The sequence below is a fragment of the Micromonospora sp. CPM1 genome (assembly GCF_023896895.1).
In the GTDB taxonomy this organism is placed as follows: Bacteria; Actinomycetota; Actinomycetes; order Mycobacteriales; family Micromonosporaceae; genus Micromonospora; species Micromonospora tulbaghiae.
The window spans coordinates 125,904-150,280 of sequence record NZ_JAMHIU010000004.1; the positions used below are offsets into that span (position 1 = coordinate 125,904).

Here is a 24,377-nt window from a genome sequence, read left to right on the forward strand (position 1 = left end):
GACGGTAGGCGCGGACCCGGCGGAAAGATCTTTCCGTCCGCTTACGGCTCGACCGCGGGCCGCCGCACCGGGCCGCCGGTGGGTAGCGTCTGGCCCATGGGGCGCTACGTGCTCGTCGTCGACGACGACCGGACGGTGAGCGACGTCGTCCGGCGCTACCTGGAACAGGACGGCTGCCGGGTCCGGCTGTCCTTCGACGGGCCGGACGCGCTCGCCGCGGCCGAGGAGGAGCCACCCGACCTGGTGGTCCTCGACCTGATGATGCCGGGCCTCGACGGCATCGAGGTGTGCCGGCGGCTGCGTCGCCGGCTGCCCGGCCTGCCCGTGGTCATGCTCACCGCGCTCGGGGACGAGGCCGACCGGGTCGCCGGGCTGGAGGTCGGCGCGGACGACTACGTGACCAAGCCGTTCTCGCCGCGCGAACTCGTGCTGCGCATCAGGTCGGTGCTCCGGCGCGCCGCCCCGCAGGACCGGGGACCGACCGGGGTGCTGCGCGACGGGGACCTCACCGCGGACACCGACCGGCGCGTCGCCGATCGCGGCGGGCAGCCGCTGTCGCTGACCGTACGGGAGTTCGACCTGCTCGCGTTCCTGCTGGCGAACCCGGGACGCGCCTGGTCGCGGGCCGAGCTGCTGGACCGCGTGTGGGGCTGGCGGTTCGGCGACCAGTCCACTGTCACCGTCCACGTCCGGCGGTTGCGGGAGAAGATCGAGGACCACCCGGCGCAGCCCCGCCGCATCGTCACCGTGTGGGGCGTCGGCTACCGGTACGAGCCGTCGGACACGTCCCGGTGAACGAGCTGCTGGTCATCGGGCTCTACGCCCTCCTCGCCGGCGCGGTCGTCGGCGCGCTCGGCGTCGGCGCGCTGCGGCTGGTGCGCCACCGGTCGATCCTCGCGCACATCGCGGTGCTGCTCGCGGTCACCATCGCCTCGGTGACGGCGGGCGTCACGGCCGTCGCCCAGGCCATGTTCCTGTCCGCGCACGACCTCCAGGTCGTCCTCGTCACGGTCGCGGCGTCCGCGGCGGTCAGCCTGGCCGTCGGGGTGGCGTTCGCCCGCCGGCTGGCGCAGGCGGCGGTCTGGGCCGACCAGGCCCGGCAGCGGGAACGGCAGCTGGAGGCCGGCCGCCGCGAGCTGGTCGCGTGGGTCTCGCACGACCTGCGTACGCCGCTGGCCGGGCTGCGGGCGATGGCGGAGGCACTGGAGGACCGGGTGGTCGACGAGCCGGCGGCGGTGGCCGAGTACCACCGCCGGATCCGGGTCGAGACGGACCGGATGACCCGCCTGGTCGACGACCTGTTCGAGCTGTCCCGGATCAACGCCGGAGCGCTGCGGCCCGCGCTGTCCCCGGTCCCGCTCGGCGACGTGGTCTCCGACGCGATCGCCGCCACCGCGCCGCTGGCCGCCGACCGGCGGGTCCGGGTGCTCGCCCCGGAGACCGGCTGGCCGACCGTCCGGGCCGCCGAGGCCGAACTCGCCCGCGTCGTGACGAACCTGTTGGTCAACTCCGTTCGGTACACGCCACCGGACGGCACCGTGCGCATCGACGCCGGCCGGGACGACGACGACGCGTGGCTCGCCGTCTCCGACACCTGCGGCGGCATTCCCGAAGCGGACCTGCCCCGGGTGTTCGACGTGGCGTTCCGGGGCACCCGGGCCCGTACCCCCGCACCGGCCGGCGCCGACGAGGCGGCGCCGGCCGGCGGCGGTCTGGGCCTGGCGATCGTGCGCGGACTGGTCGAGGCGCACGGCGGGCGGGTGCACGCGCACAACGTGACCGGCGGGTGCCGGTTCGTCGTCCGCCTGCCGGCGGTCTGACCGCCCGCCCGGCCCACCGGGCGGGGTCGCCGCCGCCTGCGGGCGCGGCGGGCCGGTCAGCCGGCGTCCGGGGGACCGGTCTCCACCAGGCGTCCCTCGGTCAGGCGCAGCCAGCGGCCGACGTTGATCGCGGCGAGGAACCGCTCGTCGTGGCTCACCACCAGCAGTGCGCCCCGGTAGGCGTTGAGCGCGCTCTCCAGCTGGCCGACGCTGACCAGGTCGAGGTTGTTCGTCGGCTCGTCGAGCAGCAGGAGCTGTGGCGCCGGTTCGGCGCCGAGCACGCAGGCGAGCGTGGCGCGCAGCCGCTCACCGCCGGAGAGCACCCCCACCGGCAGGTGCGCGCGCGGGCCGCGGAACAGGAAGCGGGCGAGCAGGTTCATCCGCTGCGCGTCGGGGGCCTGCGGCGCGAACACGGCGAGGTTCTCCGCGACGGTACGGTCCAGGTCCAGCAGGTCCAGCCGCTGCGACAGGTACGCGATCCGGCCCTCGGCGCGGGTGATCCGGCCGTTCTCGGGCTCCAGGTCGCCGTCGATCAGGCGCAGCAGCGTCGACTTGCCCGCGCCGTTGCCGCCGAGCAGGGCGATCCGCTCCGGGCCACGGATCGTCAGGTCGACACCGTCGGCGGCGAACAGCGACCGCTCGCCGTGCCGGACCCGGACCTGTTCGGCGGTCAGCAGCGTGCGTCCGGCCGGCACGGTGGTGGCGGGCAGCTCCACGGTGATCGTCTTCTCGTTGCGCAGCGCCCGCTCGGCCTCGTCGAGGCGGGCCCGGGCGTCGTCGACCCGCCCGGAGTGCATCTCGTTCGCCTTGCCCGCGGCCACCTGCGCGTCCCGCTTCAGGCCGCCGGCGACGATCCTCGCCAGGCCCGCGTTCTTCAGGTTGCGGGCGGCGTTCCCGGCCCGCCGGGCGGCGCGCTCACGGGCCTCCTGCAGCTCCCGCTTCTCCCGCTTGAGCTCCTGTTCGGCGCTGCGGACGTTCTTCTCCGCCACCTCCTGCGCGGCCCGCACCGCCGCCTCGTACGAGGTGAAGTTCCCGCCGTGGAAGCGCACCTCACCGCGGTCGAGTTCGGCGATGCGCTCCATCCGGTCCAGCAGCGCCCGGTCGTGACTGACCAGCAGCAGGCAGCCGTTCCACTGCTCCAGCACGTCGTAGAGCCGGTGCCGGGCGTCGAGGTCGAGGTTGTTCGTCGGCTCGTCCAGCAGCAGCACGTCGGGCTGCTTGAGCAGTTGCGCCGCCAGGCCGAGGGAGACCACCTGCCCACCGCTGAGCGTGTCCAGGCGACGGTCGAAGGCGAGGTCGCCGAGCCCGAGCCGGTCGAGCTGGGCCCGGGTGCGTTCCTCGATGTCCCAGTCGCTGCCGATGGTGGTGAAGTGCTTCTCGTCGGCGTCGCCGGCCTCGATGGCGTGCAGCGCCGCGATCAGCGGGGCGATCTCCAGCACCTCGGCCACCGTCAGGTCGGCGGCCAGCGGCAGGCTCTGCGGGAGGTAGCCCAGCACGCCGTCGACGGTGATCGACCCGGCGGTGGGCCGGTGCTCACCGGCGATCAGCTTGAGCAGCGTGCTCTTGCCGGCGCCGTTCGGCGCGACCAGGCCCGTACGGCCGCCGCCGAGCGTGAAGGAGAGGTCCTGGAAGACCGGGGTGTCGTCCGGCCAGGAGAAGGTCAGGTTCGAGCAGACGATGAAGGAACGGGACATCGGGAAGACAACCTCGGAGTGAGGGCAGGCGGACCGGAGCCGCCCGGCAGGGGGACATGGTCTTGGGGAACGACGAGGCGACCACGGCGAACGGCGCTGATCCGCGCGTGCCGGTGGTCTGTCACATGCCCGGGCTCACCCGGAGATGTCGTCGTCACCCGCCATGTCTGATCTCCCTGCTTGCCAGTCCTGGACTGGATCACTCCGCTCCACCGTAGCACCGACGACGCTCGCCGGGCGGTCCCGCACACGGGCGTGCCGGAACCGGCGGACCGCGCCAGGTCCGCGGGACGTGACACCGAGCAGCGCGTGACCTGCGTTACCTCTCGCCGAGACGGGAATGTGATCACCGGAGGCGTATTTGACTCAGGGTGTGAGTGCCGCACCCTCTCGCGCCCGGCCGCACGCCGACCGGGCCGGGACGCCCCAGAAGACCGATGCCACCCCGACGCCCACCCCGGGCGACCTGATGAGCCGCAGTCAGCGGCTCAAGCTCGTGCTGGTCCTCGGCTCGCTGATCGCTGTGGGTCCGCTGACCATCGACATGTACCTGCCCGCGCTGCCCGCCATCGTCAGCGACTTCGCGACCACGTCGGCGGCGGTCCAGCTGACGCTCACCGGCACGCTCGCCGGGCTCGCCATCGGGCAGTTGCTGATCGGGCCGCTGTCGGACGCGGTCGGGCGGCGCCGCCCGCTGATCGCCGGTCTCCTGCTGCACATCCTGGCGTCGGCGCTGTGCGTGGTCGCCCCGAACGTCGCCGTCCTCGGCGTCCTGCGCGTCGTGCAGGGCCTCGGTGTCGCCGCGACCGCCGTGGTAGCGATGGCGGTGGTGCGTGACCTGTTCAGCGGGTCGGCGTTCGCCACGATGCTGTCCCGGCTGCTGCTGGTGATGGGTGCGGCGCCGGTCCTCGCCCCGACGCTGGGCGGCGGCGTGCTGCGGTGGACCGACTGGCGCGGCGTCTTCGTGGTCCTGGCCGTCTTCGGGGTGCTGCTCGTCGTGCTGGCCACGCTCGCGCTGCCCGAGACGCTCCCACCCGCACGTCGCCAGCGTGGCGGAGTCGTCGCGACCGTGAAGACGTACGGCGGACTGCTGCGGGACCGGGTCTTCGTCGGCCTGGTCCTGGTCGCCGGGCTCGCCATGGCCGCGCTGTTCGCGTACGTCGCGGGGTCGTCGTTCGTCCTCCAGGACACCTACGGGCTTGACGAGCAGGAGTTCGGCCTGGCGTTCGGCGCGGGCGCGGTGGGCCTGATCGGCGCCACCCAGTACAACGTGCGGCTGCTGCGCCGCTACCCGTCGCAGTGGATCCTGGTGACGTCGCTGGCGGCGGGCACGGTGGCCGGGCTGGCCCTGGTGGTGTTCGCCGCGACCGGCTTCGGTGGGCTGCCCGCCCTGCTCGTGTCGCTGTGGCTGGTGCTGGCGGCGGCGGGCCTGGCCATGCCGAACGCCCCGGCGCTGGCGCTGTCCCGCCACGGCGAGGCCGCCGGCACCGCGTCCGCCCTGCTCGGTGCGGTGCAGTTCGGCGTGGGCGCGGTGGCCGCGCCGCTGGTGGGCGTGCTCGGCACCGGCGCGGTGGCGATGGCCCTGGTGGTGGCCGGCGGGATGGTGGCGGCACTGCTGGTGCTGCTGGTCGTCGTCCGGCCGTCCCAGCTCGCCGGCCTGGAGGCGGCGCCGGCGGTCGCTGTCGCGCACTGACCCGGCCGCCCCGGATCGCGCCGGGCGCGCGCGGTGCCTACGCTGCTGCCATGAGCGCCCCGGCCCGCATCCTGGTCGAGGGCATCCACGGCTCCGGCAAGTCGACGCTCGCCGCGCATCTGGCGCAGCGGTTCGGCCTGCCCTGGCATCCGGTGGACGACCTGCTGTGGGAGCCGGGCTGGGTCGAGGTGCCGGTGGCCGAGCAGCGTCGCCGGATCGAGGCGATCTGCCGGCGCGACAGGTGGATCGTCGACGGCGCGTACCACGGCTGGCGGGACGTGGTCCTGGGCCGCGCCGACCTGGTGATCGGCCTGGACTACCCGCGCGGCGTCTCGTTCCGGCGGCTGCTGCGGCGCACGCGGCGGCGGCTGGCGAGCGGCGAGCTGATCTGCAACGGCAACCGGGAGACGCTGCGCAGCGTGCTGTCCCGCGACTCGATCCTGGTGTGGCACCTGACCGGGTTCGGCCGGGCGCGGCGGCGGATGCGGGCCTGGGCGGCCGACCCGGCCGGGCCGCCGGTGCTGCTGTTCGACGACCCGGCCGCTCTCGACGACTGGTTGGCGCGCGGAGCGCCGGTGACACCGTGGGCCGGGCCGGGCCGGGGCGGCCCGCGGCCGCTGACGTGACTACATCGGGAAGCGGCCCTGGCGCCACTGCCAGTGCCGGCCCGCCCGCATGTGGTCGATCACCGCGCGCTGGAGCGCGGTGCGGCGCGGCAGCCGGTCCAGCGGCGTGCTGAGGCTGCGGAACACGAACCGCAGCACCTCGACGTCGCCGTCGGGCGTGTCCTGCTCCCGGTGGGGCTCCAGCGTGAACCGCCGCTGGAACCGGATGATGTTGGAGTCCTCCGGCAGGTATTCGCGCAACTGCGGGTCGAGCAGCCAGGAGCCGCAGGAGAACGCGGCGTAGTGCTCGCCGGGGAAGTGGCGCGGGAAGAACGCGCGGGCCCGCTCCAGCGACGCGTCGACCGCCTCCGGGGTCAGCGGTCCCGAGTCCGGGATGTGCAGGCCGATCGCGCCGTCGTCGCCGCGCTGGTGCTGGAGCCGGCCCAGCTCGTAGAGGCCACCGCGCACGTGCAGCGTCAGCCAGCTCTGCATGACCGGCCAGCCGTCACCGTTCATCCGCCGGTCGACAGCGAGGTTGTTGCCCAGGTCGGCGAGCGTCGCCCAGGACACGTCGTCGGGGACGCCGTGGTCGCGGTGGTAGGCGCGCACGGCGTCGACCAGTGCGAGGTACGCGTAGACGTAGAGGTGCCGCCAGGCCGGACCCCGGTCGCGGGGCAGCGCCGGGCCCGGGGTCAGCCAGGCGTGGCCGCCGAGGTCGGCGCGGACCAGGGCGGTCGAGCGGTCGAGCAGCCAGCGCAGCTCGGGAGTCCACAGTGGTGAGCCGGGCTCCGGCCAGGCCGCCAGGATCTCGGCGGCGTCGTCGGGGCGGACCGCGAGCCGGTCCAGCAGCGCGGGCGCGTGCGCCCGGGCGGGCAGCGGCGCGGAGGGCCGGTCACCGGCGAGCCGGTGCACCCGGTCGACCTCCTCGGCGGGCACGCCGAGCCGGCCGGCGACGTCATCGACATCCATGGCGGTGACGCTACCGGCCGGCGCCCGCCCCGACGGCCCCGTGCGGTGCTCAGCGCCGTTGCTGGCACGGCACGCAGAAGCGGGCCGAGGGCAGGATCTCCAGGCGGGCGGTCGGGATGTCCTGCCCGCAGCGCTCGCAGGCGCCGTACGTGCCCTCGGACATCCGCTTCAGTGCCTGGGCGGTGTCCGCGACGCCCTGCCGGGCGGTCTCGATCAGCCGGCGCAGCGTGTCCGGGTCGTGCCCGCCGTAGTCGGGCTGCCGCGTGTGCAGCGTCAGCTCGGTGAGCTGGTCGGTGTACTCGCCGAACTGCCGGTCCAGCAGTTCGCGCAGCGTGTCGGTGCGGTTGAGGGCGTGCGTCATGATCAGGCGCTCCTTTCCGGGCGGCGCTCGGTGTCGTGCGGGTGTCGCAGGGCCGAGATGGCGGCCATCCCGGCGCCGGTCAGCGCGGCGGTACGGGGTGACGCGGCGCGGTGCACAGTCGCGCCGAGCGTGGCGACCAGGCGGGCCGTCACGTCGGGCCGGGTGGCGCCGTCACCGATGACGATCGGGCCACGGGCCAGCGCGGCGCGGACCTGGGGCCGCAGCGCCGCGTCCTGACGCAGCTCGCGTACCAGCCGGGAGGTGGTGTCGGCGAGCATGGCGGCGGTCGTCGCGTGGTTCAGGTCCCGGGTGCCGGCCTCCGCCCGCCGGGCGGCGACCACCCGGCCGTCCTCCAGCAGCGCCACCTCGGTGAGCTGGGCGCCGATGTCGGCGACGAGCAGGGTGCCGGCGGCGGCGCCGGCGCCGATGGCGCCCGCCCGGACGCTGTCGAGGAACAGCAGCCGGGACGGGGCGAGCACGGCGGTGAGCACCCGGCGGGTCGCCTCCTGCTCGGCCGGCGCGGCGAGCACCGGACGGCAGGCCACGACCAGCGCGCCGACCGGCACCGGGGTGCGGTGGTCGCGCAGGATCTGCCGCAGCTCGGAGACGCAGGCCGGACCGTCGACGATCCGGCCGCGCCGGACGACCGGGCTGCGCAGGCCGTGGCCGAGCGGGACGCTCAGCGTCCGGCCCGGTCCCAGCCAGATCCGCAGCAGGCTGCTGCCGAGGTCCACGGCGAGCGGCGCCGCGTCGACGGTCACCGGCGGGCGGCTGCCGTGGGAGCGGCCGATCAGCATGCCGGTACGGGCCGGAGGACGAATGGCGGTCACAGGGTGCGGCATACCGACCTCTTTCGGATCAGGGTGCCCAACGGGCGGTGGACGGTGCGGGGAAGGGGCGTGGCCGGGGCCGCAGGGCGTCGGATTCACTCGACGACGCCGGCGGCCGGGGGCTCAGACGCGCTTCTGGTCGCCGCTCGCAGATCGGGACGCGACGAGTCCGGCGAACACCGGTGGTGGAGCCATCGACGTGCGGGTCATGCTCACCACCTCCTCGCTGCTCGGGTACCGCCTCGGACCTCCAGCGTCGCCGGGAACACCACGCGCGGCAGTGCACGCCACCGGCCAACAACGGGCGCAATGATTGCCGGTGGCCGGAACCCGGATCCGCCCATACCCCGTGGCTATGGTTGACACATGGAGAACGCGAGCCCAGCTCGAACGTCCATCGCGTCGCCCTGACGCCGGCCGGCTCCGGCGAGCCCGCGGCGACCGCGTCCGAAGGAGGTCCCCGTGATCATCGAACGTACGACCCTCCCCGGCATCGGGGTCCGGCACACGCTGACCACGGAGGAGGGCCGCCGGATCGGCGTGATCGACTACCAGGTCGGCGGCCGGCGCGACGTCGTCCACGACGACCCGGACGACCCGGACCGCATGGTCACGCTCACCCTCACCCGTGACGAGGCGTCGGCCCTGGCCAACCTGCTCGGCTTCCCGGAGCTGGTGGCCGTACCGGCCTGAGACGCCGGTCACACCGGCGGCGGCCCCTACGCCGGCAGCGGCCGGTGGGGCCAGTCCAGCGCCCGCGCGCCGAGCACGGCGGCGTGCAACGTGAACCGGTCCCGCGCGTCGGCGGGGTCGTAGCCGCTCAACGCCCGGATCCGGGCCAGGCGGTAGGTGACGGTGCGCACCGACACGTGCAGCCGGCGGGCGGCCTCGGTGGAGACCTCGCCGCAGGCGAAGTACTCGTTCAGCGTGTCCAGCAGCGGCTCGGCGCCCCCGCGCGCCTGGGCCAGCGGCGTCAGCACCGCCCGCACCAGGTCGACCATGGCGGGCTGGTCGCGCAGCAGCACCCGGTAGATCAGCAGGTCGTGCGCGTCGATCACCGACGCCTCGCTGTGCAGGCGCCGCGCCGTGGTCAGCGCCTCCCGGGCCTCCTCGTACGAGCGGGCGATGCCGTAGACGCCCGGGTGCGGGCGGCCCACCGCCACCTGCCACGGCCGGCCCCGCACCAGCCGGTCCAGCTCGCCGTGCATCAAGGTGCCCAGGTTGCCGGCCGGGCCGGCGCCGCGGCCCCGGTCGGCGGCCACCGGGTCCGCCGGGGCGATCACCACGAGCAGTCCCTCCTTGGTGGCCACCAGCACGTCCCGGTCACCGAGCCGGTCGAAGATGACCCGCTCCAGCGCGCTGATCGCCGCCTCCGTGTCCGGCAGCCGCCGTCCCGGCGCGGCGAGCGCGACCTGGTGCACCCGGGCCAGGTCCAGGCCGAACGGCTCGGCCCGCTCCACCAGCCCGCCCAGGTCGGAGTCGCCGCGCAGCAGGTCGTCGACGAGTTCCCGGCGCAGCGACTCCTCGCGCCGGACCAGTTCCCGGCGGGCCACCGCGTACCCCTCGGCGAGCGTGGCCACCGCGGTGTCGACCACGTGCAGGACGGCGTCGGCGGCCGCGCGGACCGCCTCGCTGTCGTCGGACCGGTCCAGGTGGGGAAGCTGCCGCCAGACGCGCCGCGCCGCGGACAGGTAGAGGCGTACCGCGCGGCCGGCGGAGATCCCCTGCTCGGCCGCGCGCCGGCCCAGCGCGCCGACCGCGTCGAGTTCGGCGCGGCGCGGGCGGCGGCCGGTCACCGCCGCGTCGGTCAGCAGCCGCAGATAGTCGCCGAGCAGCTCCACCGGCACGTCGCCGGCGTCGGCGCCCGCCTCGCGGGCCACGTCGGCCAGCCACTGCTCGTCCTCGCCGCCCGCGACCGGCGCCGGCCGGCGGACGCTGTCGGTCATCGCGGTCTCCCCGGACGGGGCCGGCACCGGACGCCGGCCCACCGCACCAGCCTAGGCGGCGGGCCCGCGTGCGCCGCCGGTCATCCCCGCGACAGTGGTTCCGGGTCGATCACCAGCGCCGGGCCGGTGCGCCGCCCGCCCCGGGCGCCGCGGGTCAGCAGCTGCGCCGTCCGTGCCGGGTCGTCGCCGGCGGCCACCTGATCGAGTACGCGCAGCCAGCGCTCCCCGTGCGCGTCGGTGAAGCCGGTGCCGACGACGGCGATCCGGCGGCCGGTGACCGGGCCGGGCGCGGCGCGTTCGCCCGGCTCCGTCGACCCGATCGCCGGTCCCTCGGGCACTGCGGCGGGTTCGGCGCGGCGCCCGGCGGCGACCACGAGGTCCGGCGAGCCGCACCGCACCGCCCGTACCGACCCGGCTCGGTCCACGTCGACGATCGTGGCGCGCAGGTGGCCCGCCGGGGCGAGGTCGCGGACCACCTTCTCCAGCGCGCCGATCAGGTGCGGCACTGTGCGCCGTGGTCCGGCGGCGGCCCGGTGGAACGCCTGCTCGATCGCCCGGCGCCCGGCGGGCGTGTCCAGCGTGGCGCCGGTGACGGTGCCGAGCAGGACGCGCAGCCCGCCGCCGCGGACCGGGACGGCGGCGCCGATCTCCCCGGCGGTGCCGCAGATCGCCAGCGCGGCGCTCCCGGGACCGGCCGGCACGGTGAACACCGCGACGTCCGGCGGCGCGGCGACGCGCGCCACGGTGGCGGTCCGCGTCCGGCGGCGGGCCCAGGCCAGGACCGGCACCGCGGCCAGGCTGGCCGCGGAGGCGAGCAGCGCCTGTGGATCAGTGCGGTGGCCGGGGATCACCGGTACGACGACTGACAGCGCGACCAGCACGCCCGCCCAGGCCGACACCAGCGCCGCCGTCCGGGGCCGGGCCGAGACGCCGAGCAGGCCGGGCAGCAGCACCCAGCCGACCGGCGTGCTGACCTCGGCGAGGCCCATCAGCATCGCGTTCCCGGTGGTGCCCGCCAGGGCGGCTCGCATCGGCAGCACGCCGACCACCCTATCGGGGCGCCCGCCGGACGCGGCCGCCGTACCGGGCAGAGCAAACCTCACTCCTTACCCGAAGCAGAGCGGAGCCGACACGACACGTTCGCGTGATTCTCTCGACATACCGCCTCGCCACATCGCCGGTTAGGGTTGACGTACCGCAGGTCGATCTTGAGGAGTGTGTGTGCTGGTTCTGGTGGCGGTCCATGCGTTCGCAGCCTTGACCGCCCCCGTGCTGGTACGCCTCCTCGGCAGGCGGGCTCTCTATCTGCTGGCGGCCGTCCCGGCGGCGGCGCTGATCTGGGCGGTGACCCGTACCGAACCGGTCCGCGCGGGCCGGCCCGTCGTCGAGACCGTCACCTGGGTGCCGCAGCTCGGTCTGGAACTCGCGCTGCGCATGGGCACGCTGTCCTGGCTGCTGGTGCTGCTCGTCGGTGGGGTCGGCGCCCTCGTGCTGGCCTACAGCGCGCGCTACTTCCGCTCCGACGATCCCGGCCTCGGCCGGTTCGCCGCGGTGTTCGTGGCGTTCGCCGGCGCGATGCTCGGCCTGGTCGTCTCCGACGACCTGCTGCTGCTGTACGTGTTCTGGGAACTCACCACCGTCTTCTCCTACCTGCTGATCGGCAGCGACCCGACCAAGCGGGCCAGCCGCCGCGCGGCGATGCAGGCCCTGCTGGTGACCACGCTGGGCGGCCTGGCGATGCTCGCCGGTTTCGTGATGCTCGGCCAGCACGCCGGCTCGTACCGGTGGTCGGAGATCGCCGGGAACCTGCCCGAGGGCGGCTACCTCACCGTCGCGCTGGTGCTCGTCCTGCTCGGCGTGACCAGCAAGTCCGCGATCTTCCCGTTCAGCTTCTGGCTGCCGCGCGCGATGGCCGCACCCACGCCGGTCAGCGCCTACCTGCACGCCGCGGCCATGGTGAAAGCGGGCGTCTTCCTGGCCGCGCTGATGGGCCCCGCGGTGGGCCAGGCCACCGTGTGGCGCGGCGTCCTGCTGGCCGGCGGCCTGATCACCCTGTTCCTCGGCGGCTGGACGGCGCTGCGGCAGGTCGACCTGAAGCTGCTGCTGGCGTACGGCACGGTCAGCCAGCTCGGCCTGCTCATGGTGATCCTCGGTGCGGGCACCCGTGACACCGCGCTGGCCGGTGCCGCGATGCTGCTGGCGCACGCCCTGTTCAAAGCCACCCTGTTCCTCGTCGTCGGCGTCGTCGACCACGTCACCGGCACCCGCGACCTGCGCGAACTCAGCGGCCTGGGCCGCCGCGCGCCGGTGCTGGCGGCGGTCGCCGGGCTCGCCGCCGCCTCCATGGCGGGCCTGCCGCCGCTGATCGGCTTCGTGGCCAAGGAGGCCGCGCTCGAGGCGTTCCTGCACGGCGGCACGACCGAACTGCTGGTGCTCGCCGGAGTGGTGACCGGCTCGGCGCTGACCGTCGCGTACACCGCGCGCTTCCTCTGGGGCGCGTTCGCCGCCAAGCCCGGCGTGAAGGAGACCCGGCCGCACCGGATCGAGCCGGCGTTCATCGGCCCGGCGGCGGTGCTCGCCCTCGCCGGTCTCGCGGTCGGCGTCCTCGCCCCGGCGGTGGACCGGGTGCTGGCCCCGTACGCCGACCAGTTCCCGACCGCCGACCCCGGCTACCACCTGGCCCTCTGGCACGGGCTGACCCCGGCGCTGGGCCTGTCGGCGCTCGCGGTGGCGGGTGGCCTCGGACTGTTCCTGCTGCTGCACCGGCGCCGGCCGTACCTGCCGCGGCTGCCCTTCGACGGCGCCAGCGGCTACGACCGGCTGGCCGGCGCGGTCGACCGCGCGGCGGTGGAGCTGACCGGCGCCACCCAGCGCGGCTCGCTGCCGTTCTACCTGGGCGTCATCCTGCTGGTCCTGGTCGTGCTGCCCGGCGGCGCGGTGCTCGCCGGCGCGCCGTGGGCCCGGCGGTTCCAGCTCTGGGACACCCCGTTGCAGGCCGTCGCCGGCGCGGTCATCGTCGTCGCGGCGCTGGTGGCCGCGCGCGCCCGCCGCCGGCTGACCGCGATGATCCTGGTCGGCGTCACGGGCTACGGCACGGCGCTGATGTTCATCCTGCACGGCGCGCCCGACCTCGCGCTCACCCAGTTCCTGGTGGAGACCGTCACGATCGTGATGTTCGTGCTGGTGCTGCGCCGGCTGCCGCGCCGGTTCTCGGCCCGCCCGATCCGCGCCACCCGGCGGTTCCGCGTCGCGCTCGGCGTCGCCGTCGGCGTGGTCACCGCCGGCATGGCGTACGTGGCGGCGGGCAGCCGGACCGCGACGCCGATCTCGGTCGGCTTCCCGGACGAGGCCGTCTCCTACGGCGGCGGCAAGAACGTGGTGAACGTGACGCTCGTCGACATCCGGGCCTGGGACACGATGGGCGAGATCGCCGTGCTGGTGGTGGCCGCCACCGGCGTGGCCAGCCTTATCTTCCGCCGCTCCCGCGCGCTGGACCTGCGCAGCGGCATCCCCGGCGCCGGCCGGCAGCAGTCGTCGCGCCCGCGCTGGCTGACCAGCGGCGCGACCTCCCGGCAGCAGTCGGTCATCCTCCAGGTGGTCACCCGGCTGCTGTTCCACGCCATCCTGCTGTTCTCGATCTACCTGCTCTTCTCCGGCCACAACGCCCCCGGTGGCGGGTTCGCCGCCGGTCTGGTCGCCGGGCTGGGGCTCGCCGTGCGGTACCTGGCGGGCGGGCGTACCGAACTCAACGGCGCCGCGCCCGTGGACGCGGGCCTGGTGCTCGGCGCGGGGCTGTTCGTCGCGGTCGGCACCGGCGTGGCCGCGATGCTGCTGGGCGGCGAGTTCCTCCAGAGCGCGACGCTCGACTTCCACCTGCCGTTGCTGGGCCACGTGCACTTCGTGACGTCGGTCTTCTTCGACGTCGGCGTCTATCTCATCGTGGTCGGCCTCGTACTGGACATCCTGCGCAGCCTGGGCGCCGAGATGGACCGCCAGGAGGAGGTCGACGAACAGGAGACCGGACCGGCCGGCGTACGGGAAGAGGAGCTGGTATGAGCCCGAACGTCCCCAACCTGGTCTACGTCGTGGTGATCGGCGTCCTGTTCGCCACCGGCGTCACCCTGCTGCTGGAACGCAGCCTCACCCGTGTCCTGATGGGGGTCATCCTGCTCGGCAACGGCGCGAACCTGCTGCTGCTCACCGGCGGCCGGGCCGGTGGCCCGCCGATCGTCGGCACCACCGCCCAGGAGGACATGGCCGACCCGTTGCCGCAGGCGATGGTGCTGACCGCGATCGTGATCACGCTCGGCATGACCGCGTTCCTGCTCGCCCTGGCCTACCGGAGCTGGCACCTCAACGGGCACGACGAGGTGCAGGACGACGTCGAGGACCGCCGGATCATGGAGCTGGCCGACCGGGACGAGGGCCCCGGCACCTCGGACTCGGACACCGTCGAGGCCGACGACGGCAGCCCCGAGGCCCGGGTGCTCGCCGCCGGTGAGGCGGAGGCCGTCCGATGACCTGGCTCGTCCCGCTGCCGGTGGTGATGCCGCTGCTCGGCGCCGCCCTCACCCTGCTGCTCGCCCGCCGGGCCCGCGCCCAGCGGTGGGTCAGCATCATCGTGCTCACCGCCACCGTCGCGGTGGCCGCGATGCTCCTGGTCCGCTCCTCGCTGGACGGCCCGCTCGTGGTGGAGGTGGGCGGCTGGGTGGCGCCGATGGGCATCGTGCTCGTCGCCGATCAGCTCGCTGCGCTGATGCTCGTGGTGTCCGCCTCGGTCACCCTGTGCGTGCTCGTCTACTCCATCGGGCAGGGCATGGCCGACGGCAACGAGGAGACGCCGCTGTCGGTCTACCACCCGACCTACCTGGTGCTGACCGCGGGCGTCTGCAACGCCTTCCTCTCCGGCGACCTGTTCAACCTCTACGTCGGCTTCGAGATCCTGCTGGTGGCGAGCTACGTGCTGCTGACGCTCGGCAGCACCGAGACGCGGATCCGGGCCGGCACCACGTACGTCGTGGTCAGCCTGCTCTCGTCGCTGATCTTCCTGGTGGCGATCGGCCTGGTCTACTCCGCCACCGGCACGCTGAACCTGGCGCAGCTCGCCGACCGCCTGGACGCGCTGCCCGACGACATCCGCCTGGTGCTGCAGGGCATGCTGCTGCTCGCGTTCGGGATCAAGGCGGCGGTGTTCCCGCTGTCGGCGTGGCTTCCGGACAGCTACCCGACCGCGCCCGCCCCGGTGACGGCGGTCTTCGCCGGCCTGCTCACCAAGGTCGGCGTGTACGCGATCATCCGTACCGAGACGCTGCTGTTCCCCGGCGGCCGCACCGCCGACCTGCTCATGGTGATAGCGGCGCTGACCATGGTGGTGGGCATCCTCGGCGCGGTGGCCCAGTCGGACATCAAACGGCTGCTGTCGTTCACGCTCGTCAGCCACATCGGGTACATGCTGTTCGGGGTCGGGTTGACCACCCCGCTCGGCCTGTCCGCGGCGATCTTCTACGTGGTGCACCACATCACCATCCAGACCACGCTGTTCCTCGCCGCCGGCCTGGTCGAACGACGCGGCGGCAGCACCGCGCTGGACCGCCTCGGCGGCCTGGCCCGGCTGTCGCCCCTGCTCGCCGTGCTGTTCTTCGTACCAGCGCTGAACCTGGCCGGCATACCACCGTTCTCCGGGTTCCTCGGCAAGCTCGGCCTGGTCCAGGCCGGCGTCGACGACGGCGGGTTCCTGGCCTGGTCGCTCGTCGCCGGGGGACTGCTCACCAGCCTGCTCACGCTCTACGCCATCGCCCGGGTGTGGAACCTCGCCTTCTGGCGGGCCCCGCACGCGGACATGCCGGAACCGGGCGACGCCGACCAGGCGGCCCGCACCGACGGCGCCGAGCAGCCGCACGACGGCCCGGCGCCGGCCGGGGCGGTGCTGCCCCGGCTGATGACGGTGTCCACCGCCGCCCTCGTGGTGCTCGGCCTGGCGCTGACCGTGGTGGCCGGACCGCTGTTCGACATCAGCACCGACGCCGCCGACGACCTGTTGCGCCGTGCCCCGTACGTCGAGGCCGTGTTCCCGGAGGGACCGCCGTGACCAGTCAGCCGAAAGCGCCACTGACCCGCCGTGACCGCTGGCGCAACCGGGCCATCGCGGTGACCGGCCTGGTCACCGTCTGGGTGCTGCTGTGGGGCACCTTCAGCTGGGCCAACGTGCTCAGCGGACTCGTGGTCGCGGCCGTGCTGCTGGTGGTCTTCCCGCTGCCCCCCGTCACGTTCGCCGGCCGGATCCGGCCGGTGCCGCTGCTGCGGTTCGTGGTCCGCTTCCTGTACGACCTGGTGGTGGCGTCCGCGCAGGTGGCCTGGCTGGCCGTCCGGTCCGAGCACCCGCACTCGGCGATCATCGCGGTGCCGCTGCGGGTGAACACCGACCTCAACCTCACCCTCAACGCCGAGGCCCTGTCGCTGGTGCCGGGCAGCCTGATCCTGGAGGCCGACCGGAGCACCGGCACGCTCTACGTGCACGTCATCGGCATCCGCAGCCTCGACGAGGTGGAGCGCTTCCGGCAGGGCGTGCTGGAGCTGGAGGAGCGCATCGTCGCCGCCGTCGGCTCGGCCGAGGAGCTGAGCCTGATCCGCCGATCCGTACCCACCGGCCCGTCCGGGTCGGTCGACCTGGAAGGAGCACCGACGTGACCGTCATCGCCGTGATCGTCACCGCGCTGCTCGTCGCGGCCGGTGGGCTCACCCTCGTCCGCATCATCCGCGGGCCGTCGATCCTCGACCGGGCCGTCGCCACCGACGTGCTGCTCGCCGTCGCGGTCGCGGCCATCGCCACCGAGGCGGCCTACAGCCGGGACGCCACGGCGCTTCCGGTCCTGGTGGTCCTCGCCCTGGTCGGGTTCGTCGGCTCGGTGAGCGTCGCCCGGTTCGCGTCCCGGAGAAGCTCGAAGTGATGATCGACGCGATCCTGGACACCGTCGCCGGCATCTGCCTGATCGCCGGCGCCCTGCTCTGCCTCGCCGCGGGCATCGCGCTGGTCCGCTTCCCGGACGTGCTGTCGCGGATGCACGCGGCGGCCAAGCCGCAGGTGCTCGGGCTGCTGCTGGTGCTGCTCGGCTGCGCGCTGCGGCTGCGTACCGGCGTGGACATCACCACGCTGGTCCTGGTGGGCCTGTTCCAGCTCGCCACCGCACCGGTCGCGGCGCACATGGTCGGGCGGACGGCGTACCCGCACGACGACATCCGGCGCGATCTGCTGATCACCGACGAGCTGGCCGACCACATCGACCGGATCCGCGCGGACCGGGCCGGTGAGCCGGAGGAGACGTCGCCGGTCCACACGTCCTGAGACTCCGTACGAGCGCCGAGGCAGGGAGCCCATGAGCGGCACGGTCTACGAGAACGCCCGCATCCACACGCTCGACCCGGACCGCCCGTACGCCGAGGCGATGCTGGTCCACGGCGAGCGGATCGTCGCCGTCGGCGACCTCGCCGAGTGCCGGGACCGGGCCGGCGCCGGCGCGCGCCGGGTCGACCTCGGCGGAGCGGCCGTGCTGCCCGGGCTGATCGACAGTCACATCCACGCGGCGTCCTACGTGCGCGGGCTGGACCAGGTGGACCTGCGCGGCACGGCGAGCCTCGACGAGGCGCTCACCCGGATCGCGCGGCACGCCGCCACGCTGCCGCCGGACGCCTGGCTGCTCGGCGGCGGGTGGGACAGCAACAAGTGGACCCGGCCGGTGCAGCCGACCCGCACCGACCTGGACCGGGTCTGCCCGGACCGGCCGGCGGCGCTGCCCAGCATCGACGGCCACACCATCTGGGTGAACACTCCCGCCCTGGCCCGCCTCGGCATCGACGCCACCACCCCCGACCCGGCCGGCGGGCAGATCGCGCGGGACGAGCACGGCGAGCCGACCGGCATCCTGCGCGAGGCGGCGGCGGACGCGGCGTACGCGGTGGTGCGTTCCCCGCACGCCGGTGACCTGGTCGCGCAGTTGCGCACCCACCTGCCCCGGCTGCTCGCCGCCGGGCTGACCGGCATCCACGACCTCGACGGGCAGGACGCCCGGGCCGCCTACGAGACGCTGTACGCGCGCGGCGAGCTGCCGCTGCGGGTGCACAAGACGATCCCCGCCACGGCCCTGGACGAGGCGATCGACGCCGGCTGGGCCACCGGGGACGGCGACCGCTGGCTGAGCACCGGCCCGGTGAAGATCTTCACCGACGGCGCGCTCGGCTCACACACCTGCCTGATGACCGAGCCGTACGACGGGGAGCCCGGCAACCACGGCATCGCCGTCACCCCGGCCGAGGAGTTCGAGCGGCTGGTGGCGACCGCCGCCGGGGCGGGGATCGCGGTGGCCGCGCACGCCATCGGCGACGCGGCGAACCGGATGGTGCTGCGGGCGTACGCGCGCTGGCGCGAGTCGGCCGATCCCGGCGCGGTGGCGCGGCTGCGGCACCGGATCGAGCACACCCAGCACCTGCTGCCGGACGACGTGCCGTTGCTCGCCCGCTCCGGCGTGATCGCCTCGATGCAGCCCACCCACTGCACCAGCGACATCCCGCTGACCAGCCGGATGCTCGCCGGCCGGGGCCTGGCCTCGTACGCCTGGCGCAGCCTGCTCGACGCCGGGGCGACAGTGGCGTTCGGGTCGGACGCCCCGGTGGAGGACCCCGATCCGTTCTTCGGCATCCACGCCGCGGTGACCCGCCAGCAGCCCGACGGCACCCCACCCGGCGGCGTCGACCCGCACGAGCGGCTCGACCTGGACACGGCGTTGCGCTGCTTCACCGAGGCGGGCGCGTACGCCTCGTACGAGGAGCACCTGAAGGGCCGGTTGCGCCCCGGCATGCTCGCCGACTTCATCGTGCTGCCCACCGACCCGTACCGGGTCGACGCGGCGGAGCTGCGCGACCTGACCGTGGAGCTGACAGTGGTCGGCGGCGTGGTCCGCTGGCAGCGCTGACCGTGTCCCGCCCGGACGCCGCTGTCCGGGCGGGACACGGCTCTCAGGCGCCCTTGACCCAGTCGAGGCTGAACCGGGCGAAGTAGATGCCGCCGGTGTTGCCCACCTCGTACAGGTTGCCGACAGTGCCGTCGGCCAGCACCGCCATCGTCGAGTAACCGGCGCCGCCGGGCTTGACCAGCGCTCGGGCCGGCCAGGTCGCGCCGTCGTCGGTGGACAGCCGTACGGTGAGGTCGTTGCGCGCGCTCGGGTGCGCGTTGTTGCTGAACAGCGCCGTGCGGGTGCGTACCGGCGCCCGGTTCGCGCCGACCTCAGCGGGCCGCAGGTAGGACATCTCGTCGGCGTTGCAGAGCGGGTCGGTCAGCACGGCGCTCGCCGTCGCCGGGCCGAACGTGGCGGCACCGTCGGTGGAGGTGGCGTAGAACCGGCTGCGGGTCGAGTTGTGCCGCATGTTCTGCACCACCGCGCCGGTGCCGCGCTCGATGGCCTTGCTCTCGTTGATGTTGCCACCGGCGGATCCGCCGCGCCGCCAGGTCGCGCCGTGGTCGTCGCTGTAGATGTTCGCGGCGTGGCTCGTGCCGGCCGCGTCCCGGTAGGCGATCGGCTGGATCAGGCGGCCGGTGCTGGTCTGGATGCCGTGGCCGGAGGAGAAGAACGCCTGCTGCCAGGTCGGGTCCTTAACGGCCGGGTTCAGCTCCACCGGAGCGCTCCAGGTGGCGCCGTTGTCCCGGCTGGTGATGTAGCGCAGGTGCATGCTGTTCGGGTCGTCGGCGGTGTTCAGGCCGGAGCCGCCGGACCAGAAGCTGATGCCGGGCCGGGGGGAGTAGGTGAAGAAGCAGTAGACGACACCGGTGGCGCGGTCGACGAGCAGGCTGGGGTCGCCGACGCCCTCGCTGGTGGTGGGCGGGGCGTGGATGACGCGGGGCTGCTCGAAGGTGCGCCCGCCGTCGGTGCTGCGGATCATCACGATCTGGATGTTGTTGGTGCCGCCGCCGAGGTCGTACGAGCCGTTGACCCGGGCGTCGGCCACGGCGATGACGGTGCCGTTGTTGCTCACGGCCAGGCCGGGGATGCGGACCGAGGCGACGGTGCCGTCGTAGCGGCCGTTCGCGCCGTTGAGGCCGCGGATCACGGTCTGCGTGGTCAGCAGCGTGGTGGTGGCGAGCTGCGGGTTGCCGGCGGCCAGGTCGCAGGAGGTGGTGCCGCGCAGCGTGGTGTCGAAGCCCGGAGCGGTGACCCGCAGCGTGTACGGGGTGCCGGCGCCGACGGTCCAGTAGTGCAGGAAGTTGCCACCGGCGGCGATGGTGCGGGTCCACGGTGAGCCGGTGCGTCCGGGCCAGGTGACTGTGAAGTCCCGGGCCGTCGTGGTGCGGTTCTCCAGGGCGAGCTGGAGGCGGCCGTTCGTGCAGTCGAAGCCGGCCAGCGCGGACATTCCGGTGCCGCAGTGGAAGATGCCGCTGGTGGTCTCGTCCAGGCCGGTCGGGGTCGTGGTGCGCAGCGTGTACGGCGTGCCGGGGGACAGCGTCCAGTACAGCTCGGCGTTGCCGCCGGCGGCGACCGTGCGGGTCCACGGTGAGCCGGAGCGGCCCGGCCAGGTGACGGTGTAGGTCTGCGTCGTGGTGCTGCGGTTGTCGAGGTCGAGCAGCAGCCGGCCGGTGGTGCAGTCGGCGCCGACGGTGGCGGTCACGCCGGCGGGGGCGGCGGCCTGGGCCGCGGTCGCGGGCAGTACGGAGAGGAGGGTGAGGGCGGCCACCGCGAGGACGGTTGCGCGGCGCGGTATGGCGCGGCGAGGGGACACGTGTTTCCTTCCGGACGGGGGAGGGGAATCGGACTAGCTATAAGACGTCAGATGTCCGATGTCTGCACGCTAGGCGGATTCACCCCGGCCCGTCAAGGATCGGTTCCGGTCGACGTCCCCGTCCGGCTCCGGGAGTCGTCAGCGGTCCGGCCCGGGCGACTCGCCGAGCAGTGCCTCGCCCATCGCGGTGAGCCGGTGCAGCACCAGGTTGCCGTGCCGCTGGCTGGTGATCAGACCGGCCTCGCGCAGGATGGTGGTGTGATGGCTGGTGGTGGCCGGCGAGATGCGGGCACGCCGGGCCAGCTCGCTGGTGGTGGCGCCGCTCGCGGCGGCGCGCAGGACCGCGACCCGGGTGTGGCCGAGCAGCGGACCGAGCCGGCGTTGCGGGCCGGCCGGCGGCGTCGGTTCCGGTCGCTGCCGGCGCGCCGGATAGACGAGCGTCGGCGGCAGGTCGGGGTCGGCCAGCGTGATCGGCGCGTGCCAGCAGAAGTACGACGGGACCAGCGTGATGCCCCGGCCGTCGAGATGCATGTCCCGGTCCTCGGGGTAGCCGTGCACGGACAGCACCGGCGGATCCCAGGACGTCTCCGGGCTCAGGTCGTCGAGGATCTGCCCTGCGCCGCTGTCGAGGACCCAGGCTCCGCGCAGCGCCCGGTCGCCGGAGACGGCGGAGGTGATCTGCGTCCAGTAGGGAGCGAGCGCCACCCGGAAGTAGGCGCGCAGCGCGTCGCCGAGGCCGTGCCGGGCGGCGAGCCGGCCGGCCGCCAGATCGCTCATCCACGCGCCGTCGACGGGCGTCACCATCCGCCCGAGTTCGGTGCGGATCCGCCGGGTCGGGGTGCCGAGCACCCGCTCGATCCCCTCGTCGAGGTCGGCGACCGGGCCGGGTGTGAGGAAGTCCGGGAAGTAGCGCTTGAGCGGCGCGACGGGCAGGAGCCGCTCGCGGACGACCGGGACGAGACCGGCGCGCTCCAGGTCCGGACGGATCTGCCGGTGCCACCGGGCGTAACCCGCGTAACCGGCCCGGGTCTGGAGGCGGTGCAGGCTACAGATGATCTCCCACAGTGGATCCGGCCGGGCCGCCAGCCGGGTGCGGCTGAGATCCCCGGCCGTGAAGTGGATGCGTAGCGTCCCCATGACGCACAGTGTTCCGACGCGCGCCGCCGTGCTCAGTCTCGTCCACGACATTGACGTGTATCACTGCAAGAAGGTAAGGCGGGGCGGCAGCCGGACGGCTGCCGCCCCGCGGTGTCTCAGCCCGCGCTGCAGCTCGTGCGCCACCGGTGGGAGGCGATGTTGTCGTTGGCGTTCGCCATGTAGCCGTCCCGGTTGGAGCCCCAGGTGAACCAGGCCCCGGTGAGGTTGTCCCACGCGTCGCCGGCGCCGAGACAGGCGTACGCACCGGTGTAGTCGGGGTGGATGTAGAGGGCGACCGGCCGGCCGCCGTTCGAGTCGTTCCAGGCCGAGGACGCCAGGTTGCGCATGCTGGCCCGGTTGTTGTTGTCGCAGTTGGCGTTCTCCGCCGTGTTGATCGTGTCCCAGTTGTTGTCGGCGTTGTACCACCAGCACCACCGGCCCGCCCAGTAGGCGTCCTGGCTGACGTACAGGTAGCCGCTGCCCGCGGCGGCGCGCTGCGTCGCGTCCGCGTGCGGGGTCGGCCGGGGCGCGGCCTGGGCGGCGGTGGCGGTGAAGGCCAGCGCGGCTGCCGCCGCGGCCACTGTGGCCAGCGCGGACCGTAGTGCTCTCATGGTGTTTCCCTTCGGTCGGGTCCTTCCGTGGCGGGCCGCCACGGACGTCGTGGGGGTGGGTCAACCGGCGGCCAGCACGGCGCGCGCCCGCGGCAGCGCGGCGGCCTCCAGGCGGAGCCGTTCGGTGACCTCGGCGCGGAACCGCCTGTCGAGGGCACCCCGATGCTCGGCGTCGAGCCGCCGGGCGAGCGGGCCGAGCCCGGTGCGGGCCGCACAGGTCGCCTCGGCCACCGCCAGCCTGATCTCGCCGGGCGTGGCGGAGCCGGCAGCCGGCTCGGGCACCGACGCGCGGGCCGATGCCGGGTCGGCCACGTCGTGCCCGTCGGCGCGCATGCACCGCCGCCACGCCCGTACGCCGTCGGCGTAGCGGGGGTCGGCGAGCACCCGGCCGACGCGCAGGCCGGCCAGGTTGTCCGTGACCTTCGTGGCGCGGTACCAGGCGGGCAGGTCGCGGTAGAGCTGTCGTTCCGCCTCGGACGTGCAGCTGTGGCTGCTGCGGCGCAGCACGCCGCCGGCCGGCAGCGTCGCGCGCAGGGCGTCGGGCTCGCCGGGGTCGCCGTTGACCGCGCGTACGGCGGCGGCGCCCCGTTCCGGGGGCAGGTCCCGGACGTACCGCGCGTTCGGGTCGGCTGCCATCGCCTCCTGGAGGCGGCGTTCCAGGGCGCCGCCGTATCCGTACCGGCGGGCGTAGGAGACGTCGTCGAGGACGTACGGGAACTCGCGCAGCTCCGGCACCGGCTGCCGGGGAACCGGCCAGTAGCGGAACCCGCGACGCTGCATGCAGTCCCGGATCAGCACCTGCGTGGCGGCGTACCGCACGTCGGCGGCCGGAGCGGCGGTGGGCGGGACCGGCACGGCGGCGGCACTCGCCGCGGGCGCGCGGTGACTCTCGGACGGCGGCGCGACGTCCGGGCGCGCGCCCAGTGCCCCGGCCACCGCCGCCGCGAGGGCGGCGGGGACCGCGACGGCGTACCACCTTGACCGCGCTCGGCGCGACACCACCGCCATGACATGCACCTCGGCCGTCCGGGGCGCCCGATGCGCCCGTCAGAAGACAGCTTCGGCACGGGGCGTGCCCCGGGACAGAGACCTTCGATCAGGCTCGAACGACAGGTCCCGGCGTACGGCGGGTCAGGACTGAGCGGCGCGGGCGATGCTGGCCCGGATGGGCGCGTAGTGCTCGGCGACGGCCGAGCGCAGCGCCGTCGCGTCGGCGGCGGTGAGGGCGGCGACGATCGCCTGGTGCCGCTGGGCGGTGATGACCCGGTCCTCCGGCTCGGTCTGCAGTGTGGGTGCGACGATGGCCTGCACCTGCCAGAACGCCTCGGTCAACTGGACCAGCAGGTCGTTGCCGAGGGGTTCCATGAGCTTCAGGTGGAACGCGCGGTCGACGTCGAGGAAGTCCTCGCCCCGGGCGGCCCGGCTGTGCATCTCGTCGGCGAGCGCGGACAGCTCCGACCGGTGCTGCTCGTCGAGGGCGTCGATGACGGTGGCGGCCAGGCCCTGCTCCAGCGTCTGGCGGACGTCGACGACCTGGGCCAGCACGCGGTGGTCGTCCTCGCCGCTGAGCAGACCCCGGAACGTCAGGCTCTCCACCAGGGCGTTGAGGGACATCCGGCCGACGAACGTGCCGTGGCCGTGGCGTACCTCGACGATGTCGAGCGCGGAAAGGATCTTGACGGCCTCGCGGACGCTGGAGCGGCTGGCACCGACGGCCTCGCACAGTTCCGTCTCGGTGGGCAGGAGGTTCCCCGGCTTCAGGCGGTTGCGCAGGATGTACTCCTTGATCCTGGTGGCGACCTCCTGCCGGCGAGGGCTCGGCCGCTCGGCGCCGCGTAGCGGACTGGCGTCAATGGTCGTCATCTGCCCCTTGCCCTTCGTTCCCGAATCTGACACCCTCACCCTACCGGCATCAGACGTCAGACGTCATACACCTTATGCTTCACA

The 24,377-nt window shown here is 74.2% G+C and carries 23 protein-coding genes; 12 read left to right on the forward strand and 11 right to left on the reverse strand.

Features of this window, described 5'->3' with window-relative positions; translation table 11 throughout:
• Positions 1 to 96 precede the first annotated feature (96 nt).
• Positions 97 to 795, forward strand: a complete 699-nt coding sequence (locus M8C11_RS06560; RefSeq protein ID WP_252448790.1) for a response regulator transcription factor — start codon at positions 97 to 99, stop codon at positions 793 to 795.
• Entirely contained in the window at positions 792 to 1,820 is a 1,029-nt protein-coding gene (locus M8C11_RS06565; RefSeq protein ID WP_121684077.1) for a sensor histidine kinase KdpD, read from the forward strand. The genes M8C11_RS06560 and M8C11_RS06565 overlap by 4 nt, the downstream gene beginning before the upstream one ends.
• A gap of 56 nt (positions 1,821 to 1,876) precedes the next feature.
• Here M8C11_RS06565 and abc-f read toward each other — a convergent pair whose 3' ends face one another.
• A complete protein-coding gene (gene abc-f, locus M8C11_RS06570) occupies positions 1,877 to 3,514 on the reverse strand; it encodes a ribosomal protection-like ABC-F family protein (protein WP_252448791.1) in 1,638 nt (545 codons plus the stop codon).
• A 469-nt stretch (positions 3,515 to 3,983) separates the two neighbouring features.
• On the opposite strand from abc-f, the gene M8C11_RS06575 reads away from it, so the two are divergent.
• Together M8C11_RS06575 and M8C11_RS06580 are read left to right on the forward strand one after the other, a co-directional pair.
• Positions 3,984 to 5,207, forward strand: coding sequence for a multidrug effflux MFS transporter (locus M8C11_RS06575; RefSeq protein WP_252449007.1), 1,224 nt, complete (start codon positions 3,984 to 3,986; stop codon positions 5,205 to 5,207).
• A 50-nt stretch (positions 5,208 to 5,257) separates the two neighbouring features.
• Complete coding sequence (locus M8C11_RS06580; protein ID WP_252448792.1) at positions 5,258 to 5,833, forward strand: adenylate kinase; 576 nt, start codon at positions 5,258 to 5,260, stop codon at positions 5,831 to 5,833.
• Here M8C11_RS06580 and M8C11_RS06585 read toward each other — a convergent pair whose 3' ends face one another.
• Genes M8C11_RS06585 through M8C11_RS06595 form a run of 3 tightly spaced genes read right to left on the reverse strand, consistent with a single transcriptional unit; the run spans position 5,834 to position 7,972 of the window.
• Positions 5,834 to 6,781 (reverse strand): acyltransferase domain-containing protein, encoded by a 948-nt coding sequence (locus tag M8C11_RS06585; RefSeq protein ID WP_252448793.1) that lies wholly within the window; start codon positions 6,779 to 6,781, stop codon positions 5,834 to 5,836.
• Between the two features lie 49 nt (positions 6,782 to 6,830).
• Positions 6,831 to 7,142 (reverse strand): TraR/DksA C4-type zinc finger protein, encoded by a 312-nt coding sequence (locus M8C11_RS06590; protein WP_120570322.1) that lies wholly within the window; start codon positions 7,140 to 7,142, stop codon positions 6,831 to 6,833.
• Positions 7,143 to 7,144: 2 nt separating this feature from the next.
• Positions 7,145 to 7,972: a rod shape-determining protein gene (locus M8C11_RS06595; protein ID WP_252448794.1), complete on the reverse strand. Its 828-nt coding sequence runs from the start codon at positions 7,970 to 7,972 to the stop codon at positions 7,145 to 7,147.
• Positions 7,973 to 8,434: 462 nt separating this feature from the next.
• Here M8C11_RS06595 and M8C11_RS06600 point away from each other — a divergent pair, with 462 nt between their 5' ends.
• Entirely contained in the window at positions 8,435 to 8,665 is a 231-nt protein-coding gene (locus M8C11_RS06600) for a hypothetical protein (protein WP_013285820.1), read from the forward strand.
• 26 nt (positions 8,666 to 8,691) lie between these two features.
• Here M8C11_RS06600 and M8C11_RS06605 read toward each other — a convergent pair whose 3' ends face one another.
• Positions 8,692 to 9,918: a CdaR family transcriptional regulator gene (locus M8C11_RS06605; RefSeq protein ID WP_252448795.1), complete on the reverse strand. Its 1,227-nt coding sequence runs from the start codon at positions 9,916 to 9,918 to the stop codon at positions 8,692 to 8,694.
• Positions 9,919 to 9,998: 80 nt separating this feature from the next.
• Entirely contained in the window at positions 9,999 to 10,949 is a 951-nt protein-coding gene (locus tag M8C11_RS06610) for a hypothetical protein (protein WP_252449008.1), read from the reverse strand.
• A 190-nt stretch (positions 10,950 to 11,139) separates the two neighbouring features.
• Between M8C11_RS06610 and M8C11_RS06615 the strand changes: the two genes are divergently transcribed.
• From M8C11_RS06615 to M8C11_RS06645, 7 genes are read left to right on the forward strand one after another with little or no spacing between them, the layout of a single operon-like run.
• The gene (locus tag M8C11_RS06615; RefSeq protein ID WP_252448796.1) at positions 11,140 to 13,974 is read left to right on the forward strand and encodes a Na+/H+ antiporter subunit A; all 2,835 of its coding nucleotides are present in this window, start codon (positions 11,140 to 11,142) and stop codon (positions 13,972 to 13,974) included.
• Positions 13,971 to 14,438 (forward strand): Na(+)/H(+) antiporter subunit C, encoded by a 468-nt coding sequence (locus tag M8C11_RS06620; protein WP_252448797.1) that lies wholly within the window; start codon positions 13,971 to 13,973, stop codon positions 14,436 to 14,438. The genes M8C11_RS06615 and M8C11_RS06620 overlap by 4 nt, the downstream gene beginning before the upstream one ends.
• On the forward strand, positions 14,435 to 16,006 hold the full coding sequence (locus tag M8C11_RS06625) for a Na+/H+ antiporter subunit D (RefSeq protein ID WP_013477154.1): 1,572 nt from the start codon (positions 14,435 to 14,437) through the stop codon (positions 16,004 to 16,006). The genes M8C11_RS06620 and M8C11_RS06625 overlap by 4 nt, the downstream gene beginning before the upstream one ends.
• The gene (locus tag M8C11_RS06630; protein ID WP_120570319.1) at positions 16,003 to 16,605 is read left to right on the forward strand and encodes a Na+/H+ antiporter subunit E; all 603 of its coding nucleotides are present in this window, start codon (positions 16,003 to 16,005) and stop codon (positions 16,603 to 16,605) included. Before M8C11_RS06625 ends, M8C11_RS06630 begins: the two co-directional genes overlap by 4 nt.
• Entirely contained in the window at positions 16,602 to 16,865 is a 264-nt protein-coding gene (locus M8C11_RS06635; protein WP_091425167.1) for a monovalent cation/H+ antiporter complex subunit F, read from the forward strand. Before M8C11_RS06630 ends, M8C11_RS06635 begins: the two co-directional genes overlap by 4 nt.
• Complete coding sequence (gene mnhG / locus M8C11_RS06640) at positions 16,862 to 17,260, forward strand: monovalent cation/H(+) antiporter subunit G (protein WP_121684067.1); 399 nt, start codon at positions 16,862 to 16,864, stop codon at positions 17,258 to 17,260. Before M8C11_RS06635 ends, mnhG begins: the two co-directional genes overlap by 4 nt.
• A 31-nt stretch (positions 17,261 to 17,291) precedes the next feature.
• A complete protein-coding gene (locus tag M8C11_RS06645) occupies positions 17,292 to 18,884 on the forward strand; it encodes an amidohydrolase (RefSeq protein WP_252448799.1) in 1,593 nt (530 codons plus the stop codon).
• Positions 18,885 to 18,927: 43 nt separating this feature from the next.
• Here M8C11_RS06645 and M8C11_RS06650 read toward each other — a convergent pair whose 3' ends face one another.
• From M8C11_RS06650 to M8C11_RS06670, 5 genes are all read right to left on the reverse strand, one after another.
• On the reverse strand, positions 18,928 to 20,637 hold the full coding sequence (locus M8C11_RS06650; RefSeq protein ID WP_252448800.1) for an exo-alpha-sialidase: 1,710 nt from the start codon (positions 20,635 to 20,637) through the stop codon (positions 18,928 to 18,930).
• Positions 20,638 to 20,820: 183 nt separating this feature from the next.
• Complete coding sequence (locus tag M8C11_RS06655) at positions 20,821 to 21,819, reverse strand: helix-turn-helix domain-containing protein (RefSeq protein ID WP_252448801.1); 999 nt, start codon at positions 21,817 to 21,819, stop codon at positions 20,821 to 20,823.
• 116 nt (positions 21,820 to 21,935) lie between these two features.
• The gene (locus M8C11_RS06660) at positions 21,936 to 22,430 is read right to left on the reverse strand and encodes a hypothetical protein (protein WP_121684065.1); all 495 of its coding nucleotides are present in this window, start codon (positions 22,428 to 22,430) and stop codon (positions 21,936 to 21,938) included.
• A gap of 60 nt (positions 22,431 to 22,490) precedes the next feature.
• Complete coding sequence (locus tag M8C11_RS06665; RefSeq protein ID WP_252448802.1) at positions 22,491 to 23,438, reverse strand: hypothetical protein; 948 nt, start codon at positions 23,436 to 23,438, stop codon at positions 22,491 to 22,493.
• A gap of 123 nt (positions 23,439 to 23,561) precedes the next feature.
• Complete coding sequence (locus M8C11_RS06670) at positions 23,562 to 24,293, reverse strand: FadR/GntR family transcriptional regulator (RefSeq protein WP_120570312.1); 732 nt, start codon at positions 24,291 to 24,293, stop codon at positions 23,562 to 23,564.
• Positions 24,294 to 24,377 lie beyond the last annotated feature (84 nt).

Bases quoted from the DNA above. Each gene is read 5' to 3' on its own strand.
- M8C11_RS06670 (WP_120570312.1), bottom strand. From the start codon at position 24,293: ATGACGACCATTGACGCCAGTCCGCTACGCGGCGCCGAGCGGCCGAGC.
- M8C11_RS06580 (WP_252448792.1), top strand. From the start codon at position 5,258: ATGAGCGCCCCGGCCCGCATCCTGGTCGAGGGCATCCACGGCTCCGGC.
- M8C11_RS06655 (WP_252448801.1), bottom strand. From the start codon at position 21,819: ATGGGGACGCTACGCATCCACTTCACGGCCGGGGATCTCAGCCGCACC.
- M8C11_RS06560 (WP_252448790.1), top strand. From the start codon at position 97: ATGGGGCGCTACGTGCTCGTCGTCGACGACGACCGGACGGTGAGCGAC.
- M8C11_RS06590 (WP_120570322.1), bottom strand. From the start codon at position 7,142: ATGACGCACGCCCTCAACCGCACCGACACGCTGCGCGAACTGCTGGAC.
- M8C11_RS06645 (WP_252448799.1), top strand. From the start codon at position 17,292: ATGAGCGGCACGGTCTACGAGAACGCCCGCATCCACACGCTCGACCCG.
- M8C11_RS06605 (WP_252448795.1), bottom strand. From the start codon at position 9,918: ATGACCGACAGCGTCCGCCGGCCGGCGCCGGTCGCGGGCGGCGAGGAC.
- M8C11_RS06575 (WP_252449007.1), top strand. From the start codon at position 3,984: ATGAGCCGCAGTCAGCGGCTCAAGCTCGTGCTGGTCCTCGGCTCGCTG.
- M8C11_RS06665 (WP_252448802.1), bottom strand. From the start codon at position 23,438: ATGGCGGTGGTGTCGCGCCGAGCGCGGTCAAGGTGGTACGCCGTCGCG.
- M8C11_RS06620 (WP_252448797.1), top strand. From the start codon at position 13,971: ATGAGCCCGAACGTCCCCAACCTGGTCTACGTCGTGGTGATCGGCGTC.
- M8C11_RS06660 (WP_121684065.1), bottom strand. From the start codon at position 22,430: ATGAGAGCACTACGGTCCGCGCTGGCCACAGTGGCCGCGGCGGCAGCC.
- M8C11_RS06585 (WP_252448793.1), bottom strand. From the start codon at position 6,781: ATGGATGTCGATGACGTCGCCGGCCGGCTCGGCGTGCCCGCCGAGGAG.
- M8C11_RS06625 (WP_013477154.1), top strand. From the start codon at position 14,435: ATGACCTGGCTCGTCCCGCTGCCGGTGGTGATGCCGCTGCTCGGCGCC.
- M8C11_RS06610 (WP_252449008.1), bottom strand. From the start codon at position 10,949: ATGCGAGCCGCCCTGGCGGGCACCACCGGGAACGCGATGCTGATGGGC.
- abc-f (WP_252448791.1), bottom strand. From the start codon at position 3,514: ATGTCCCGTTCCTTCATCGTCTGCTCGAACCTGACCTTCTCCTGGCCG.